The sequence below is a fragment of the Dactylosporangium sp. CA-233914 genome (assembly GCF_050942935.1).
Lineage (GTDB): Bacteria > Actinomycetota > Actinomycetes > Mycobacteriales > Micromonosporaceae > Dactylosporangium.
Genome location: NZ_CP192030.1, coordinates 8,217,697 through 8,232,267, shown reverse-complemented (window position 1 = coordinate 8,232,267; position 14,571 = coordinate 8,217,697). Strand labels below are relative to the sequence as shown.

Below are 14,571 nucleotides of genomic sequence, written 5' to 3'. Positions count from 1 at the left end.
GGAGGCTCAGTGATCTGAGTCACTGTTCTGTACATTGCGTTTATGTCCCCGCGCCGTTGGAGCCTCGCCCGCCAGCTGCTCGGCCTCCAGCTGACGGTCATCACCGTGCTCGTGAGCGGCACGCTGGTCGGCGCCTACGTCCAGGCCGACCGGGCCGGCCTCGACGCCGCCCGGCAGAAGGTCCTCGGCATCGCCTGGAGCGTCGCCGACTCGCCCGCGGTGCGCGACGGGCTCGCCACCGCCGACCCGACCGCCGTCCTGCAGCCGCTCGCCGAGCAGCTCAACCGCGACGCCGGCACCGACTTCGTGGTCGTCATGACGACGGAGGGCATCCGGTACACCCACCCCGACCCCAGCCAGATCGGCGGGCACTTCCTCGGCACCATCGACGCCGCCGTGCGCGGCCGTCCCCTCACCGAGACCTACACCGGCACGCTCGGCCCCTCGGTGCGGGCCGTGGTGCCGGTCCGGGTGGGGGAGCGGGTCACCGGCCTGGTCTCGGTCGGCATCCGGCTCACCTCGGTCGCCCGCGCCGTGCGCAACCGCCTGCCCTCGCTGTTCGTCACCGCCGCGCTGGCGCTGGCGATGGCGGCCGCCGGCTCCTGGCTGGTGAGCCGCTGGCTGCGCCGCCAGACCCATGACCTCGGGCCGGCCGAGCTCGCCAGGATGTACGAGTTCTACGACGCCGTGCTGCACGCGGTCCGCGAGGGCCTGCTCCTGCTCGACCGGCACGGGTGCCTGCTGCTGGCCAACGACGAGGCCCGCCGCCTGCTCGGGCTCGCCGAGGACGCGGTGGGCCGGCCGATCGGCGACGCCGGGCTGCCCGCGGCGCTCGGCGGCGCACTCGCGCAGGGCCGGCCACGCACCGACGAACTCCACCTCGCCGGCGACCGGGTCCTGGTCATCAACCAGGCCCCCGCCGCCGCGGGCGGCGACGGCGCCCCGCTCGGCACCGTGGTGACCCTGCGCGATCACACCGACCTGCAGGCGCTCACCGGCGAGCTGGACACCGTGCGGGGCTTCGCCGAGTCGCTGCGCGCCCAGGCCCACGAGGCCGCGAACCGGCTGCACACCATCCTGTCCCTCATCGAGCTCGGCCGCACCGAGGAGGCGATCGGCTTCGCAGCCAACGAGCTGGCCGTCGCCCAGCGCCTCACCGACCGCGTCGTCGGCGCCGTCCGCGAGCCGGCGCTGGCGGCGCTGCTGCTGGCCAAGGCCGCCCAGGCTGCCGAGCGCGGCGTCGAGCTCGAGGTCGCGCCCGACGCCGAGGTACCGGTGGCGGGACTGCCGGCCGGTGACCTCGTCACGATCGTCGGCAACCTGCTCGACAACGCCATCGACGCCGCCGTGGCCGCGCCCCCGCCCCGCCGGGTGGAGTTCGCCGCCGTGGCGGACGGCGGTGCGCTGGAACTGCGCGTCACCGACAGCGGCCCCGGCCTCGACCCCGCCGACGTCACGCACGCCTTCGAGCGCGGCTGGTCCACCAAGCCCGCCGCCGGCAACCCGGTCGGCCGCGGCCTCGGCCTGGCCCTCGTCGGCCAGGCCGTGCACCGCCACGGCGGCACCATCGCCGTCGACGGCGCCGCGTTCACCGTCCGGCTGCCGCTTTCCGACCCGGTGGCCGCGCCGTGATCCGCGTGCTGGTCGTCGAGGACGAGCCGATCGCCGCCGACGCACACGCGATGTACGTCGAGCGGGTGCCGGGCTTCGCGGTGGCGGCGAAGGCGGCGACCGCGGCCGAGGCGCTGCGCGCGCTGGGCCGGGGCGGCGTGGATCTGGTGCTGCTGGACATGAACCTGCCCGACATGCACGGCATGGACCTGGTGCGCGCGATGCGGGCGGCCGGCCACCCCGCCGACGTCATGGCCGTGACCTCCGCACGCGACCTGGAGATCGTGCGCGCCGCGGTCTCCCAGGGCATCGTGCACTACCTGCTCAAGCCGTTCGCCTTCCCGGCGCTGCGGGACAAGCTGGAGCGCTATCGGCAGTACCGCACCCGGCTGGCCGGCACCGAGTCGGTCGCCGATCAGCAGGAGGTCGACGGCCTCCTGGCCACGCTGCGGGCCCCGTCGCCGAGCCACCTTCCGAAGGGCATGAGCCCCGAGTCGCTTTCCGCCGTCGCCGACCTCATCCGCGCCGCCGGCACCGGCCTGTCCGCGGCCGAGGCCGCCCAGTCCCTGCAGGCGTCCCGCGTGACCGCGCGGCGCTACCTGGAGTACCTGGCCGAGCGCGGCGCGGTGACCCGGCATCTGCGCTACGGCGGCGCGGGCCGCCCCGAGGTCGAGTATCGCTGGCTGCCGGGCAAGGCGGACTGACCGGTGGGTCGCAGGGCTTGCTCGACGAGTCCGGCGACCTGGTCCGCCGACGTCCGGGGCGTTCCCTGATAGACCTTGGCGACGCTTCCGCCCGGGCGGACGACAACCAGGACCGGCAGCGCCGGTGCGACCCGCAGCCCGGCGAAGAGTTGTCCGGAGCGGTCGAAAGCGACGGGCAGGCCGGGCGAGACGTCCAGGATCAGTTGAGCGGAGGACTCGCTGTCGACGGCGAGCACCGTGAGGACGCGAACGCCGTCCGGCTGCGTCCGGTGGTATTCGCCGATGGCTTTGAGCTCGTCGCGGCAGTGCGAACAGTACGACGCCCACAGGGCGATCAGCATCGGCTTGGCGTCAGTGTAGTCCGAAAGCTGGATCGTGGCGGGGCCGGCCGAGCTCATGCACGGCAGCTCGACTGACGGTAGCCCGCCGGCGACGGGCCCACCGGACAGATCGGGGCACGGGGCGATCCGGCTGTCTCTCGTGACGTCCTCGACGGCTTTTCCGGCACTGTTCGATTCCCGGCTCCACGACCATGCCACCGTCGCGGCGACGATCGCGAGAACCACACCGATGCTGACGTACAACCGGCGGCGCATGTGTCGATATTAAGAGCCTCTGGAGGCCGTGTCGCAAAGTTCCGGCACAGCGATGACACTGGGGGCCGTGTGGCCCCATATTGGTCGGTGTGGCGGCAGCGGGGTCGATACGGCGGCGCGGACCGAACCAGGCGGTGCCGTGGCGGTACGACGGTCCGGTGTCGGTGTTGCGGCTGCCGCTGGACGTGCATGACCCAGCAGTGCGGCGGCATGCGGAGCGGGTCTTCACGGCGGTGTTCGCGGTCCGGCGGGCGGTGCAGCGTGACGCCCGCGCCAAGGTCGACGGATACTGGGCCGCACATCGCGCGCGGGCCGTCGCAGGTCCGGCTGTGGTCCGTGACCGGCTGGGGTTGACCCGGAACCGGGTTGGAGCATGCCGCGTACCGACACCTGGATCGTGCCCCGCATCTGCGCCGCTCCTGTACGAAAGCGGTGGCGATGCACGTCGCCGACAGCGTGTGGCAGGCTGCCGATCGGCACCTGTTCCCCGACGCGACCGGACGACGCCACGGCCGGCCGAAGGTCGGCGGCTGGTGGACGTTCAGCCGCATCCCCGGGCGGGCGCGGTCGCACGCCAGGGCGCGGAAGTGGGAGACGTTCCGCCTGGCCGGCACCCTGGCGGGGCATGACGCGGTGTTCGACCGGGCTGGGCGGTTGTGGCAGCCACGGCGGATGCCCGCCGTCACCCCCACCGCCGATGGCCGGCCGGTACGGTCGTGGTGGGACCACGACGGCGCCCTCGCCGTGGTGTTGACCGGCACCGGCGCCCGGGACCTGATCCTGCCGGTCCGCCTCCCCCAGGGCCCCCGTCGTCAGCCGGTGCTGGAGCACTACCTCACCGACCCGCGCCGATCGACCTCGTGCGGTATCGCGACCCGGGTTCCCCGGGTGGGTGGCGGTACGAGGCCCATGTGATGGTCCTCGGCCCCGGCTACACCTCCCCCACGGTCACGGCCCGCCGCCAGACGGCCGCGGCCCTGCACCGGCGCGGCGGCGTCGACGTCAACGTGTCCAACCTTGCCGTCGTCTCCGTCCCGATCGACGGTGGCCCCGGGGTGCGCGCCACACAGATCACGAAGACCGGCGCCGACGCCGACCGGCTCGCGGCGGAACGGTTGCGGCAGCGGCGGCGTCACCGCGCCCTGCAACGCTCCCGCCGCGCCACCAACCCAGGCCAGTACCGGCTCTCTGCCCGGCAGCAGCGGCGAGCCGACCGTCGCCGAACCGCTGGCCTGCGCTCCGTGCAGGTCTCGGTGCCGGGCGGCGCCCGCATGGCCAACGCGGCGGGTATCCCGGTGCAGGCTTACCGCCGCGACCAGCTTTCGGCCGGCTACCTGCGGCTGCGCGGGCAGGCGGCTGCTGACGGCGCGGCCCGTACCCAGGCCGGGCGTACCCGCGCCCGGATCGTTGCCGCCGGTATTGTGGCCGCCCATGGCCCGAACCTGGTTGTCGAGGCCGGTGATCTGCGGGTGTGGGCGCGGCATCCACGCCTTCACTCCCGGCATCCTCGTCGCCGCCGTCGATCGGGAAGCCGCCAACGTCGCGGCGTTGGCTGGTGGTGGGTTGGTCCGGGCCGGGACCCGGCACACCGCCTGGACCCAGCATTGCCTCTGCACCGCCCACGTCCCCAAACAGCTGCATCACCGCCGTCACACCTGCCCGCAGTGCGGTCTGACCGGCGACCGGGACCTCGTCGCGGCTCTCGTCGGGGCGCACACCGTGCTGAGCGACCCGGCCGTGCCCGGCACCGCCCGGGTGGATTGGGTCGCCGCGCAGACCACCCTCGCCACCCACGGCGTGGATGCCATCCATGAGGGGCTGCAAGGAGCCCTGCCCGAGTCAACCGGACACCACCGCCCCGACCGGCACCCAACCAGTGCCCGACCGCGGCGGCCGCAGCGCAGCACCAGCCACCCCAGACGGCCGGAGCCGGCGTGCTCGGCGAACTCCCGGAACGACGCCCTCGACAACCCCGGACCAGACCCGCACCCCAACATGCGGGACCACACCGGAACGACCAGACGCACAACCCGGACTGTTCCATCTCGCGGACACCAAACCCGAGTTTGAAACAGACCTTAGGCGATCCTGGCGAGGTCGGTGGTGCAGTGCGGGCATCGGGTCGCGGCCGCCGGTAGGTCGGTGAGCCGGCAGCTCGGGCACTCCTTGGTCGGTGGCGGGTCGCCGAAGACGGTCTGGCCGCGCTTGCGCATGTAGGCCCGGTACGGTACGACGATCAGGAAATAGATGACCGCCATGAAGACGATGAAGTAGATGAACGCGCCGATGAAGGCGCCGACGTCGATCCGCTGGCCGTTGATCGTCCAGCCGAGTCCCTTCCCGGCCGTCCCGCCGCCCGCGATCGAGTTGATCAGCGGTGTGATGATGCTGTCGGTGAATGCCTTGATCAGGGTGCTGAAGGCCAGGGCGACAACCAGGCCCACCGCGACAACGATCAGGTCGCCCTGCATGAGAAAGTTTTTGAAGCCTTTCAACATTCGCATTCCCCTGCTGTGAAGCTCGGATGGCCGGCCTGCGGGTCGCTGTCCCTGGCTGCACCATGAGAACATTCCGCGACCGGCCCGGGGCGCCGGAGCGCGTGGCGGTCACCTCGCGGCGAGTCCGGGATCACCCCGGTCGCACCACCCACCGGTCGTCACAGTGCGTCGAGGAAGGTGCGGCTGCGCGGCCAGGCCAGGTCGTGCCGAAAGCGATGTTCTGGGGAGCATACCCAGGCGTTCACCTTGGCGTGCTGCCATGCGCAGGTCATGGAATTTCGCAATCTGGAAGTGTTTCGCGCGATTGCAGCGGAGAAGCACTTCGGACGGGCCGCGCAGCGGTTGTTCCTGGCCCAGTCCTCGGTCAGCCAGCAACTGCAACGGCTGGAGGCCGAGGTCGGCGTGCGGCTGGTGCACCGCTCGTCACGCAGGGTGGAGCTCACCGCCGCCGGCGTGGTGTTCCTGCGCGAGGTGGACCGCATCTTCGCCGACGTGGACCGGGCGATCCGCATCGCGCGGCAGGTCGCGGCCGGCCAGGAGGGCGCGCTGCGGGTCGCGACCAACTATCCGGCTAGCCGATTGCTCGTGGCGCCGCTGCTGGATCAGTTGCGGCGCGCACAGCCGCAGCTGGGCCTGCTGCTGCGCGAGATGGGCACGCCCGAGCAGCTGCACGGCCTCGCCCGCGGCGACCTCGACGTCGGCCTCGTCTACGGCCCGGTCGAGCATCCCGAGCTGTCCGCCCGGCACCTGCTCGACGTCCCGGTCGTGGCGACCGTGCGGGCCGGGCATCCGCTGGCCACGGGGTCCGTCGTGAGCTATCGGGAGATCGCGCGGCACCGGTACATCACCGGCTACCGCGGCGGCGGGACGGGCATCGAGGAGGCGTTGCTGAGCGAGGCCGCGCGCCACGGGGTCCGGCTGGCGCCGTCGCAGGGCGCCGGCGATCTGTCGAGCTACCTGCTGGAGCTGGAGGCGACCGACGCCATCGGCTTCAGCTCGCGGCCGCGGAGCGAGCAGAGCCGGGCCAGCGGGATGCACGTGTTGCGGCTGGCGCCGACGGAGCCGCAGCTGCACATCCACGTGGCGTGGCACCGCAAGTCGGAGGAACCCGCGGTGAACATTGTGGTCGAGCAGCTCCTTGGGCTTGCCGAGGACGCCCGACGAGGCGGATAGTGCGCCCGCTCATCGATCGCCCAGGGCGATCGTTCGTTCCTGATCTGTCCGTTGATCCCGGACTCGCCGCCTCCGCAGCATGGTCTGGCAGGGCCGCGCACCGCGGGCCCCGGAGCAGAAACGACGCCATGCGACTCCTTCCCCTCGGCCGGCTCGCCGGCATGCCCGCCGCCGGCGAGGCCAGTTCCGGTTACCTCGTCGAGTCCGGCGGAACCCGGATCATGCTCGACGCCGGCCCCGGCACCGCAGTGGCCGTCAGCCGCCACCTCGCCGACCCCCGCCCGCTGGACGGCGTGTTCATCAGCCACCTGCACACCGACCACCTGCTGGACGTGCTGCCCATCGGCAAGATGCTGCTGCGCCGTCGGCTCCACGGCGACCTGGGCGCGGGACGCGTGGAGATCGACGAGACCGTGCCGCGGGTGCCGCTGTTCGTACCCGGCGGTGCCCGGGCGGTGCTCGACCGGTACGCCGCCCTGTTCCCCGTCACCACCCATCCGCTGCTCGACCGCGCCTTCGACCTCGCCTTCGAGGTGATCGAGTACCAGCCCGGCGAGGTGCGGCGGGTCGGCGAGCTGTCGCTGCGCTTCGAGCTGCTGCGACACGTCGCACCCGACTGCGGGGTGCGCGTCGAGGCCGGCGGGCGCAGCCTCGTCTACACCGGCGACACGGGCGTCACGCCCGCGCTGCCCGAACTGGCGCAGGGGGCCGACCTCCTGCTCAGCGAGAGCACCCTGCGACAGACCGACACCACCGGCCACGGGCATCTGAGCTCCGGCGACGCGGCGCGGGCCGCCCGGGAGGCCGGCGTCGGAACCCTGGTGCTCACCCACTTCGCAAGCCCGGACCCGGCCGAGCACGAGTGGCACCGCTCCCGCGCGGCGGAGGTATTCGACGGCCCAGTCGGCATCGCCCGCATCGGCCGACCCCACGTCATCGACCAGCGAGAGGCATCCTGATGAACCGCATCACCCGCGGCGGCCTGGCGGTCGCCCTAGCCGTCGCGCTCGGCGGTACAGCCGCGTGCTCCAGCGACGACGCCGGCGCCGCCGGCACCGTCAGCATCACCTTCAGCTCCTACAACTACGGAACCCAGGGCGCCGCCGGCACCGGCACCCAGGCGCTGCTGGACCGCTTCGCCAAGCTGCACCCCGAAATCACCGTGCGGCCCGAAGCCGTGCCAACGGCCGACGTGCTGACGAAGACGAAGGCCGCCGTCGCGGCCGGCGATCCGCCGGACGTGGTGCAGATCGGCTACAGCAAGCTCGCCGAGGCCCTGCAGACACTGCCCACCCAGTCGCTGGAGCAGATCGCGGGCGACCAGTGGCGCGGGCACGTCGAGGGCATCACCCCCGGGCCGGTGGAGGCGGGGCGGTGGAACGGCACCGTGCACGCGCTGCCGTACACGATCTCCATCCCCACGGTGTTCTACAACGCCGACCTCTTCCGCGCCTCCGGACTCGACCCGGCCAACCCGCCGAAGACGATGGACGAGGTACGGACCGCGGCCCAGGCCATCGCCAAGAACGGTCATCACGGTGTCTACTTCGGCATCGTCGACTCGGGCAAGTCCGACTACCTGACCCAGTCCGTCATCGACAGCGCCGGGGGAGCGCTGCTGGACGGCAACGGCCGGGTGGCCGTCGACTCTCCCGAGGCGATCGCCGGCATCCGGCAGATCCAGCAGCTGACCGCCGACAAGCTCCAGCCCGCAGTGGCGCCGGAGGACGCCCTGTCCGCCTTCGCCTCGGGCGACCTCGGCATGCTCGTCGTCAGCACGGCGGTCCTGGGCAACCTGCAGTCCGCCGCGAAGGGCAAGTTCGAGCTGCGCACCGCCGCGTTCCCGAGCTTCGGCACCGGCCCGGCCCGGCCCACGCACTCGGGCGCCGCCCTCATCGTGCTGAGCAAGGACACGGCGAAGCAGCGCGCGGCGTGGGAGTTCGTCAAGTTCCTCACCAGCGACGAGGGGTACTCGCTCGTCACCACCGGCATCGGCTACCTGCCGCTGCGCGCGAACCTGGTCACCGGCGCGCTTGCCGACTACCTGCGGAAGAATCCGTTGCTGCTGCCGACGATCCAGCAGCTGGGCGACATGCAACCGTACCGTTCGTTCCCCGGCCCGAAGGCCAACCAGGCCACGGTGCTGCTGCAGGACGACGCGATCGCCCCGATCGTGCTGCGGGGCGCGGACGCGCAGGCGACGCTGCACAAGACGGCCGATCGGATCCGCACGCTGGTCGGATCGCAGTGAGCATGCCCGCCCGGCGGCGCTTCGCGTGGGGCGCCTGGCCGTACGTCATGCCTTTGCTGGTCATGCTCGGTGTGTGGATCTACGGGCCGGCGCTGGCCACGCTGGTGCTCTCGGTGCTGGACTGGAACCTCACGGGGCCGCCCGCCGGCTTTGTCGGGCTGGAGAACTTCCGGCGGCTGGTGCAGGAGCCGGAGTTCGCCCGGGCGGCGAGCCAGACCCTGCTCTACGCGCTGGCGCTGCTGCCATTCGCGACGATCGTGCCCCTGCTCCTGGCGATCATGCTCTGGCTGCGACCGGGCCGGGCGAGCACCGTGTACCGCGCGCTGCTCTTCGTGCCCGCGATGGTGGCGCCCGTCGCGCTGGCGGTCTCGTGGCGCTTCCTGCTCAACCCGCTCAACGGCCTCGCCAACGAGGTGCTCGGGTGGTTCGGCGGGCCGGCCGTCAACTGGCTCGGCGACCCGGCCGCGGCACTGCCGGTGGTCGTGGCCGTCACCGCGGCGCGGGTCGTCGCGTTCAACATGCTGCTGTACAGCGCCGCGCTCGCCACCCTCGACCGTCGCACGATCGAGGCGGCGCGCCTGGAGGGGGCGACCTCCGGGGAGGTGGTGTCCTTCGTCGTGGCACCGCAACTGGTTCGGACCACCGTGCTGCTGGGGCTGCTCAGCGTCGTCCTGGCCGGCCAGTGGGCCTTCACCAACATCTCCGTGCTCACCCAGGGCGGCCCGGACGGCGTCACCGACAACGTGTACTACCGCATCTACACATTGGGATTCGAGTTCTTCGAGACGGGCACCGCCTCGGCGGCGTCCGTGCTCGTGCTCGCCGGCTTCGCCGTCGCGGCGCTCGCCGCGGCGGTCCTGCGGAGGCGGCGTGCCATCGTCTGAACGCCTCCGCCGCGCCGCCGGCGGCGTCTGCTGGCACCTGGCGCTGGCCGGCACCGCGCTGGGCATGATGTTCCCGGTGCTGTGGGCGCTGCTGGCATCGCTGAAGCCGGACAACGAGATCTACAGCCCCGCGCCCGTGGCCTCCGCGCCGACCCTGGAGCACTACCGGCACGCGCTGCTCGACTGGCCCGTGGCGACCCTGCTGCGCAACACCTTCACGATGGCCGCCGGGGTGGCCGCGGGCCAGGTGGTGATCGGCGTGCTGGGTGCCTTCGCCCTGGTGTACTTCGCACCCCGCGGACGCGCCCTCGTCCTCGGGCTGCTCACGACGTCGCTCGCGATCCCGCCGCAGGCGCTGGTCATTCCCCAGTTCCTCATCGCCGCCCGGCTGGGCTGGCGCAACACCGAGTGGGGCCTGATCGTGCCGCAGCTGGGCGCCTCGGCCCTGGCCGTGCTGGTGCTCATGCAGCACGTCCGGGCGATCCCGCCCTCGGTGCTCAACGCGGCCCGGCTCGACGGTGCCCGGCCGCGCGAGATCCTCTGGCACATCGTGCTGCCCGCGCTGCGCCCGGCGGTCGCGGCCGTGGCCATCCTGGTGCTCATCACCACCTGGAACGAGTACCTCTGGCCGCTGCTCGCGGCGCCGCGGGCCGAGGACACCACGGTGCAGATCGGACTGGCGCAGTTCCAGACCGCCGAGGGCAACGACTACGGCGGTCTGCTCGCCGCGGCCACGCTGACCAGCCTGCCCATCCTCGTCGTGTACGCGATCGCCGCGCGCCGCGTCACCGACGCCTTCCTGCAGACGGGACTGAGGTAGATGATCCATCGCGATCACGCCGGCGAGCTGCGGCTGACCGGGCTCACGATGCGCTACGGGCCCACCGTGGCCCTGGACGGCGTCGACCTGCACGTGCGGGCCGGCTCCTTCACCGCCGTCGTCGGCCCATCCGGGTGCGGGAAGTCCACGCTCCTGCGGGTGCTCAGCGGGCTCGAGGCCCCCACCGGCGGGACGGTCGAGATCGACGGGCGCGGCGTCACCGGGCAGCGCGCCGGTGAGCGGCGGGTCGCCATGGTGTTCCAGGACTACGCGCTCTACCCCCACATGACGGTCGCCGGGAACATCTCCTTCGGCCTGCGCCTGCAGGCCCGCCACGACCGGCGCAACGGGCCGTCCCGGCAGCAGATCGACGAGCGGGTGCGGGAGGTGGCCGACCTGCTCGGCCTCGGCGCGCTGCTGGGGCGCAAGCCCGGTCAGCTCAGCGGCGGCCAGCGCCAGCGGGTCGCCCTCGCCCGCGCGATCGTCCGACGGCCGGCCGTGCTGCTGCTGGACGAGCCGCTGTCGGCCCTCGACGCGCAGCTGCGCGCGGACGCCCGCGCCGAGCTGCTCCGGCTGCACCGCGAGATCGGTGCCACGCTCGTGCTGGTGACGCACGACCAGTACGAGGCGCTGTCGATGGCCACCGACCTCGTCGTCATGCGCGACGGCCGCGTCGTGCAGGCCGGCCCGCCGCGTGAGCTCTACGAACGGCCCGGGACCGAGTTCGTCGCCACCTTCGTGGGCGCGCCCGCGATGAACCTCGTCGCGGACCGGGGCGGCGGGCGGCTCGGCTGGCGGCCGGCCGACGGGCGGGCGCTGGAACCCGGTCAGGCGCCGGAGGGATTTCTGGCCGAGGGTGTCGTGGAGGTGTGCGCGTACACCGGCTCCGGCCAGGACGTACTGTGCCGCTCACCCGCGGGCGACTTCGTGCTGCAGCAACGCGAGGGCGACCGGTGGCTGACCCCGGGCGAGCCGGTCCGCGTCGCGGTGCCGGACGCTCGGCTGCATCGATTCGACGAGGCGGGGCGCCGCCGTGCCGGCTGAGGACACCGCGGCCCCGGTCGTCTGGTGCGATTTCGGCGGGGTGCTCACGCCACCGATGAGCGACGCCGTGGACGCCATCGTCGCCGCGAGCGGCGTCCCGTGGGCCGTGCTCGAGGCAGCCGCCGAGACGGTCGCCGCGCAGGAGGGCCTGCGCGGGTTCGCGCCGCTGGAGCTCGGCCGGCTCAGCCAGGCCGAGTGGGGCCGGCGGCTCACCGCGGCGCTGCCGGCGGGCATCCGGTCCCGCGTCGACCTCGGCGACTGGGGCACCCACTGGTACCACGGCCGGGAGCTGAACCGGCCGATCGTCGAGGAGCTGCGGCGCCTGCGCGGGCGCGGGCTGCGGATAGGGCTGCTGACCAACAGCGTCGCCGAGTGGGAGCGGCATCGCGACCGGCTGCTGGCCGGCGTCGACGTGTTCGCGCACGTGGTCCGCTCACACGAGCTCGGCATCGCCAAACCCGACCGGCGCATCTACGAGCACGCCGACCGGATCCTCGTCACCGCGGGGGAGCGGCTGCTCATCGACGACTCCGCCGGCAACTGCCGCGCGGCGCGGGCGCACGGCTGGAGCGCCGTGCTGCATCGCGGCAACGCGGCGACCATCGGCGAGCTGCGGCGCCGGCTCGGGTGAACGGGGCGGCACCCGGGCCGGGGTGTAGGGCGAGCGCGGCCGGGTAGTGCCCGGCGGTGCCTGTGGTGCGCTGGTTGCGGGAACGCGGACTGGCCGGGGAGCTGGCGGCGGAGTTCGCCGGGACGATGGTGCTCATCCTGTTCGGGTGCGGTGCCGTCGCGCAGGTCATCGCCGGTGGGCTCGGCGGGCACGACAGCATCGCGTGGTCGTGGGGATTCGGGGTGACGTTCGGCGTGTACGTCGCCGGGCGGATCAGCGGCGGACACCTCAACCCGGCCGTGAGCGTGGCGCTGGCCATGTTCAGCGGCTTCGAGTGGCGCAAGGTGCTGCCGTACTCCGTGGCCCAGACCGCGGGCGCGTTCGTCGGCGCCCTGCTCGTGCGCTGGAACTACGGATCGATGCTGCACGCCGCCGACCCGCGGCACACCATCAAGACGCAGATCGTGTTCTCCACGTTGCCGGGCAACGGCACCCTGCCGGTCGACGTGCGCAACGCGTTCCTCGACCAGATCATCGGCACGGCGATCCTGCTGTTTCTCATCCTGGCGGTCACCGACACCCGCAACGTCGCGCCGCAGGCCAACCTGATGCCGTTGATCGTGGGGCTCATCGTCGTGGCGATCGGCATGGCGTGGGGCTCCGCCGCCGGGTACGCCATCAACCCGGCGCGCGACTTCGGGCCGCGGTTCGCGTCGTTCCTCACCGGCTACGGCGGCGCGTTCGTGGACCAGACCGGCTACCCGTACTTCTGGGTGCCGATCGTCGCGCCGATCCTGGGCGGGGCCGGCGGCGCCGGGGCGTACCGCCTTGTCATCGGCCGGTACCTGCCGGTCGAGCAGCGCGAGCCGGGAAGGGCGGACCAGACCAGTGGCTGACTACATCGGGGCGATCGATCAGGGCACCACGAGTACCCGGGCGATGGTGTTCGACCACCACGGCCGTGTCGTGGCCCAGCGCCAGGTCGAGCACCAGCAGATCCTGCCGCGGGCCGGCTGGGTGGAGCACGACCCGGACGAGATCCGGCGCAATGTGCTCCTCGTCGCCCGCGAGGCGTTCCAGGAGTACAGCATCCGCGCTCTGGGCCTCACCAACCAGCGCGAGACCACCGTGGTGTGGGACCGGCGCACCGGCACGCCGTTCGGCAACGCGATCGTCTGGCAGGACACCCGCACCGACCGGATCGCCGAGGCACTCAACCGCGACGGGCGCGGTGAGCTCATCCGGCGCAAGAGCGGCCTGCGCCCGGCCACGTACTTCTCCGGCGGCAAGCTGCAGTGGATCCTCGAACACGTCGACGGCGCCCGGGACGCGGCCGAACGCGGCGACGCGCTCTTCGGCACCATCGACACCTGGATGCTGTGGAACCTCACCGGCGGCCGGGTCCACGCGACCGACGTGACCAACGCCAGCCGGACCATGCTGATGGATCTGGAGACGCTGGACTGGGACGACGAGCTGCTGGCGTGCTTCGGCGTGCCGCGAGCGATGCTGCCGCGGATCTGCCCGTCGTGCGATCCCGCCAGCTTCGGCCGGACCGCGGAGGGGATCCCGCTCACCGCCGCGCTCGGCGACCAGCACGCCGCCACCGTCGGGCAGGTCTGCTTCGCGCCCGGCGAGGCCAAGAACACGTACGGCACCGGCAACTTCCTGCTGCTCAACACCGGCACCGAACCGGTCCGCTCGCAGCACGGGCTGCTCACCACGGTCGCGTACCGGTTCGGCTCCGCGCCGCCGGTCTACGCGCTGGAGGGCTCGATCGCCGTCACCGGCGCGGCCGTGCAGTGGCTGCGCGACCAGCTGCACATCATCGGCACCGCGGCCGAGAGCGAAACCCTCGCGGCCCGGGTGGCGGACAACGGTGGCATGTACTTCGTGCCCGCCTTCTCCGGCCTGTTCGCGCCCTACTGGCGGGCGGACGCGCGCGGCGCGATCGTCGGGCTGTCGCGGTTCGACACCGACGCGCACCTCGCCCGCGCCACCCTGGAGGCGATCTGCTACCAGTCCCGCGACGTCGTCGAGGCGATGCAGGAGGACTCCGGCGTGACCCTCGACGTGCTCAAGGTCGACGGTGGCGTCACCGCCAACGACCTGTGCATGCAACTGCAGGCCGACATCCTCGGCGTGCCGGTGAGCCGGCCCGTGGTCGCCGAGACCACCGCGCTCGGCGCCGCCTACGCCGCCGGGCTCGCGGCCGGCTACTGGAACGACACGGACGAGCTGCGGGCGAACTGGAGCGAGTCGCACCGCTGGAAGCCGACGTGGTCGCCGCGGCAGCGCGACGAGGGGTATCGGCGCTGGCACGACGCCGTCCGGCGGAGCCTGGACTGGATCGAGATCGGGGCCTGACCGTGCACCACAC

15 protein-coding genes are annotated in these 14,571 nt (G+C 72.7%); 13 read left to right on the top strand and 2 right to left on the bottom strand.

The window, feature by feature from the left end; translation table 11 throughout:
* Positions 1–42 precede the first annotated feature (42 nt).
* Both ACQPY0_RS36705 and ACQPY0_RS36700 read left to right on the top strand, forming a co-directional pair.
* On the top strand, positions 43–1,632 hold the full coding sequence (locus ACQPY0_RS36705) for a sensor histidine kinase (RefSeq protein ID WP_432971366.1): 1,590 nt from the start codon (positions 43–45) through the stop codon (positions 1,630–1,632).
* Positions 1,629–2,315 (top strand): response regulator, encoded by a 687-nt coding sequence (locus ACQPY0_RS36700; protein ID WP_432971363.1) that lies wholly within the window; start codon positions 1,629–1,631, stop codon positions 2,313–2,315. Before ACQPY0_RS36705 ends, ACQPY0_RS36700 begins: the two co-directional genes overlap by 4 nt.
* On the opposite strand, the gene ACQPY0_RS36695 is transcribed toward ACQPY0_RS36700, so the two are convergent.
* Positions 2,255–2,911 carry a TlpA disulfide reductase family protein gene (locus ACQPY0_RS36695; RefSeq protein WP_432971360.1) on the bottom strand — a complete coding sequence of 219 codons (657 nt, stop codon included), beginning with the start codon at positions 2,909–2,911 and terminating at the stop codon, positions 2,255–2,257. The two genes, ACQPY0_RS36700 and ACQPY0_RS36695, sit on opposite strands and share 61 nt — an antisense overlap.
* Before the next feature lie 438 nt (positions 2,912–3,349).
* On the opposite strand from ACQPY0_RS36695, the gene ACQPY0_RS36690 reads away from it, so the two are divergent.
* Positions 3,350–3,826, top strand: a complete 477-nt coding sequence (locus ACQPY0_RS36690) for a hypothetical protein (protein ID WP_432971357.1) — start codon at positions 3,350–3,352, stop codon at positions 3,824–3,826.
* 516 nt (positions 3,827–4,342) lie between these two features.
* Positions 4,343–4,981: a zinc ribbon domain-containing protein gene (locus tag ACQPY0_RS36685; RefSeq protein WP_432971354.1), complete on the top strand. Its 639-nt coding sequence runs from the start codon at positions 4,343–4,345 to the stop codon at positions 4,979–4,981.
* 8 nt (positions 4,982–4,989) lie between these two features.
* Here ACQPY0_RS36685 and ACQPY0_RS36680 read toward each other — a convergent pair whose 3' ends face one another.
* Positions 4,990–5,415 carry an MscL family protein gene (locus ACQPY0_RS36680; RefSeq protein ID WP_432971351.1) on the bottom strand — a complete coding sequence of 142 codons (426 nt, stop codon included), beginning with the start codon at positions 5,413–5,415 and terminating at the stop codon, positions 4,990–4,992.
* Positions 5,416–5,700: 285 nt separating this feature from the next.
* Between ACQPY0_RS36680 and ACQPY0_RS36675 the strand changes: the two genes are divergently transcribed.
* From ACQPY0_RS36675 to glpK, 9 genes are all read left to right on the top strand, one after another.
* On the top strand, positions 5,701–6,582 hold the full coding sequence (locus ACQPY0_RS36675; RefSeq protein WP_432971348.1) for a LysR family transcriptional regulator: 882 nt from the start codon (positions 5,701–5,703) through the stop codon (positions 6,580–6,582).
* A 128-nt stretch (positions 6,583–6,710) separates the two neighbouring features.
* Positions 6,711–7,541, top strand: a complete 831-nt coding sequence (locus ACQPY0_RS36670; RefSeq protein WP_432971345.1) for an MBL fold metallo-hydrolase — start codon at positions 6,711–6,713, stop codon at positions 7,539–7,541.
* A complete protein-coding gene (locus tag ACQPY0_RS36665; RefSeq protein ID WP_432971342.1) occupies positions 7,541–8,833 on the top strand; it encodes an ABC transporter substrate-binding protein in 1,293 nt (430 codons plus the stop codon). Before ACQPY0_RS36670 ends, ACQPY0_RS36665 begins: the two co-directional genes overlap by 1 nt.
* Entirely contained in the window at positions 8,830–9,717 is an 888-nt protein-coding gene (locus ACQPY0_RS36660) for a carbohydrate ABC transporter permease (protein ID WP_432971339.1), read from the top strand. Before ACQPY0_RS36665 ends, ACQPY0_RS36660 begins: the two co-directional genes overlap by 4 nt.
* Positions 9,704–10,537 (top strand): carbohydrate ABC transporter permease, encoded by an 834-nt coding sequence (locus tag ACQPY0_RS36655; protein ID WP_432971336.1) that lies wholly within the window; start codon positions 9,704–9,706, stop codon positions 10,535–10,537. The genes ACQPY0_RS36660 and ACQPY0_RS36655 overlap by 14 nt, the downstream gene beginning before the upstream one ends.
* Complete coding sequence (locus ACQPY0_RS36650; RefSeq protein WP_432971333.1) at positions 10,538–11,581, top strand: ABC transporter ATP-binding protein; 1,044 nt, start codon at positions 10,538–10,540, stop codon at positions 11,579–11,581. It begins immediately after the preceding gene.
* Positions 11,571–12,212: an HAD-IA family hydrolase gene (locus ACQPY0_RS36645; RefSeq protein ID WP_432971330.1), complete on the top strand. Its 642-nt coding sequence runs from the start codon at positions 11,571–11,573 to the stop codon at positions 12,210–12,212. The genes ACQPY0_RS36650 and ACQPY0_RS36645 overlap by 11 nt, the downstream gene beginning before the upstream one ends.
* A 62-nt stretch (positions 12,213–12,274) precedes the next feature.
* A complete protein-coding gene (locus tag ACQPY0_RS36640; RefSeq protein WP_432995516.1) occupies positions 12,275–13,087 on the top strand; it encodes an MIP/aquaporin family protein in 813 nt (270 codons plus the stop codon).
* Positions 13,080–14,558, top strand: a complete 1,479-nt coding sequence (gene glpK / locus ACQPY0_RS36635; protein WP_432971327.1) for a glycerol kinase GlpK — start codon at positions 13,080–13,082, stop codon at positions 14,556–14,558. Before ACQPY0_RS36640 ends, glpK begins: the two co-directional genes overlap by 8 nt.
* Positions 14,559–14,571: the final 13 nt, after the last annotated feature.

Excerpts from the sequence above, each read along its gene's own strand:
- ACQPY0_RS36705 (WP_432971366.1), top strand. The coding sequence starts at position 43 with ATGTCCCCGCGCCGTTGGAGCCTCGCCCGCCAGCTGCTCGGCCTCCAG.
- ACQPY0_RS36695 (WP_432971360.1), bottom strand. The coding sequence starts at position 2,911 with ATGCGCCGCCGGTTGTACGTCAGCATCGGTGTGGTTCTCGCGATCGTC.
- ACQPY0_RS36690 (WP_432971357.1), top strand. The coding sequence starts at position 3,350 with ATGCACGTCGCCGACAGCGTGTGGCAGGCTGCCGATCGGCACCTGTTC.
- ACQPY0_RS36685 (WP_432971354.1), top strand. The coding sequence starts at position 4,343 with ATGGCCCGAACCTGGTTGTCGAGGCCGGTGATCTGCGGGTGTGGGCGC.
- ACQPY0_RS36680 (WP_432971351.1), bottom strand. The coding sequence starts at position 5,415 with ATGCGAATGTTGAAAGGCTTCAAAAACTTTCTCATGCAGGGCGACCTG.
- ACQPY0_RS36670 (WP_432971345.1), top strand. The coding sequence starts at position 6,711 with ATGCGACTCCTTCCCCTCGGCCGGCTCGCCGGCATGCCCGCCGCCGGC.
- ACQPY0_RS36665 (WP_432971342.1), top strand. The coding sequence starts at position 7,541 with ATGAACCGCATCACCCGCGGCGGCCTGGCGGTCGCCCTAGCCGTCGCG.
- ACQPY0_RS36650 (WP_432971333.1), top strand. The coding sequence starts at position 10,538 with ATGATCCATCGCGATCACGCCGGCGAGCTGCGGCTGACCGGGCTCACG.